Annotated in this window: 2 protein-coding genes; both read left to right on the top strand. The window is 70.5% G+C overall.

Annotated elements, in window-relative coordinates; translation table 11 throughout:
- Window positions 1-1,807, top strand: a 1,807-nt coding sequence (locus FNQ90_RS20245; RefSeq protein WP_182607671.1) for a DNA translocase FtsK, incomplete at its 5' end; no start/stop codon positions are given.
- A gap of 192 nt (window positions 1,808-1,999) precedes the next feature.
- Window positions 2,000-2,264, top strand: a 265-nt coding sequence (locus FNQ90_RS20240) for a helix-turn-helix domain-containing protein (RefSeq protein ID WP_182607670.1), incomplete at its 3' end; no start/stop codon positions are given.

The following is a 2,264-nucleotide window of genomic DNA, read 5'->3' as shown; positions in this document are numbered from 1 at the left end:
GGGCGGGCGTCGCAGGCGTCCCCGGGCGGAGGGCGAGGACGAGGCGATCGACAGCGCCGCCGCCACCGCCGCGGCCCTCGACGGAGCGGTGCTGCACGGTGTGCAGCCCTCACCCGTGGTGGCCGACATCAGCAGTCGGGTCTCCATGCGTCGCGGTGACCCGGCCGGCGCGCGCGTCGAGCCCCCGGCACCGGAGGTGGGGGCGGCCCTCGCCGCGCCCGCCGCCCCACCGGCCGGGACCGCGAGTGGCGCGGTGCCCGACCTGACCAAGCGCACACCGGAGCCGACGGGACCGCTGCCGCCCCGCGCCGAGCAATTGCAGCTCTCCGGCGACATCACGTACTCGTTGCCCCCGCTGGACCTGCTGACCCGTGGTGGTCCGGGGCGCACCCGCAGCCCCGCCAATGACGCCGTGGTGGAGTCGCTGAGCACCGTCTTCTCCGAGTTCAAGGTGGATGCCCGGGTGACCGGGTTCACCCGCGGCCCCACCGTCACCCGGTACGAGGTGGAACTGGGGCCGGCGGTGAAGGTGGAGAAGATCACCGCTCTGACCAAGAACATCGCCTACGCGGTGGCCAGCCCCGACGTCCGCATCATCAGCCCGATCCCCGGCAAGTCCGCCGTGGGCATCGAGATCCCCAACAGTGACCGGGAGATGGTCAACCTCGGCGACGTGCTGCGCACGGCCGCCGCGGCCGAGGAGGACCACCCGCTGCTGGTGGGGCTGGGCAAGGACGTGGAGGGCGGTTACGTGACCGCCAACCTGGCGGCGATGCCGCACGTCCTGGTGGCCGGCGCCACCGGCTCCGGCAAGTCCTCGAACATCAACTGCCTGATCACCTCGGTGATGATGCGGTCCACGCCCGAGGACGTACGGCTGGTGCTCGTGGACCCCAAGCGGGTGGAGCTGACGGCCTACGAGGGCATCCCGCACCTCATCACGCCGATCATCACCAACCCCAAGAAGGCGGCCGAGGCCCTGCAGTGGGTCGTGCGCGAGATGGACCTGCGCTACGACGACCTGGCAGCCTACGGTTTCCGGCACATCGACGACTTCAACGCCGCCGTCCGCGCCGGGGAGGTCGAGGCCCCGCACGGCGTGGACCGGGAGCCGACGCCCTACCCCTACCTGCTGGTGATCGTCGACGAGTTGGCCGACCTGATGATGGTCGCGCCACGCGACGTGGAGGACGCCATCGTCCGCATCACCCAACTCGCCAGGGCCGCCGGCATCCATCTGGTGCTGGCCACCCAGCGGCCGAGCGTGGATGTGGTCACCGGTCTGATCAAGGCCAACGTGCCCTCCCGGTTGGCGTTCGCCACCTCCTCCCTGGCCGACAGCCGGGTCATCCTGGACCAGCCGGGGGCGGAGAAGCTGATCGGCAAGGGCGACGGGCTCTTCCTGCCCATGGGCGCGAACAAGCCGGTTCGCATGCAGGGGGCGTTCATCTCCGAGAAGGAGGTCGCGGCGGTCGTCGCCCACTGCAAGAAGCAGATGGAGCCGGTGTTCCGGGACGACGTGATGGCCGGTCAGGGCAGGAAGCGGGAGATCGACGAGGAGATCGGCGACGACCTGGACCTGCTGTGCCAGGCCGCGGAGCTCGTGGTCTCCACGCAGTTCGGCTCCACGTCGATGTTGCAGCGCAAGCTGCGGGTGGGTTTCGCCAAGGCGGGCCGGCTGATGGACCTGATGGAGTCCCGCGGCGTGGTGGGGCCCAGCGAGGGTTCCAAGGCCAGGGATGTGCTGGTCAAACCCGACGAATTCGATGGTGTACTGGCTCGCATTCGTGGGGAGACCGCTGAGTGACGGGCGGGGGCGCCCTTCTCGTCGCCGCGGGCGGCGACATCCGGGTCATCCCCCGTGATCGCGTTCGATAACGATCGGCGAACGGTGTCCGACCGCGGCCGGAAGAGGCGGGGCCAACCGGCCCCTGTGTCCTTTCGGAGCCCTAGACTTGACTCCCACAGCACACGGTTTTCACGCTCGAAAGGCGCTCCCGTGTCCCAAGGCAACGCTTCGGCCGAGGACCGCCCCTCCGTCGGCCGCACACTCCGAAAGGCGCGCCTCGACGCCGGTTTGACGGTGGAGGAGATCAGCGCCACCACCCGGGTTCGGGCGCCCATCATCCAGGCCATCGAGCAGGACGACTTCTCCCGCTGCGGTGGCGACGTCTACGCGCGCGGGCACCTGCGCGCCCTGGCCCGGGCCGTCGGCCTCCCACCGGACGACCTCGTCGCCCGGTTCAACACCGAGCGCGGCACCC

The organism is Streptomyces alkaliphilus (assembly GCF_014141535.1).
Taxonomy (GTDB): domain Bacteria; phylum Actinomycetota; class Actinomycetes; order Streptomycetales; family Streptomycetaceae; genus Streptomyces; species Streptomyces alkaliphilus.
Note: the sequence above shows the minus strand (reverse complement) of the source record. Positions and strands in the feature narration are given on the sequence as shown.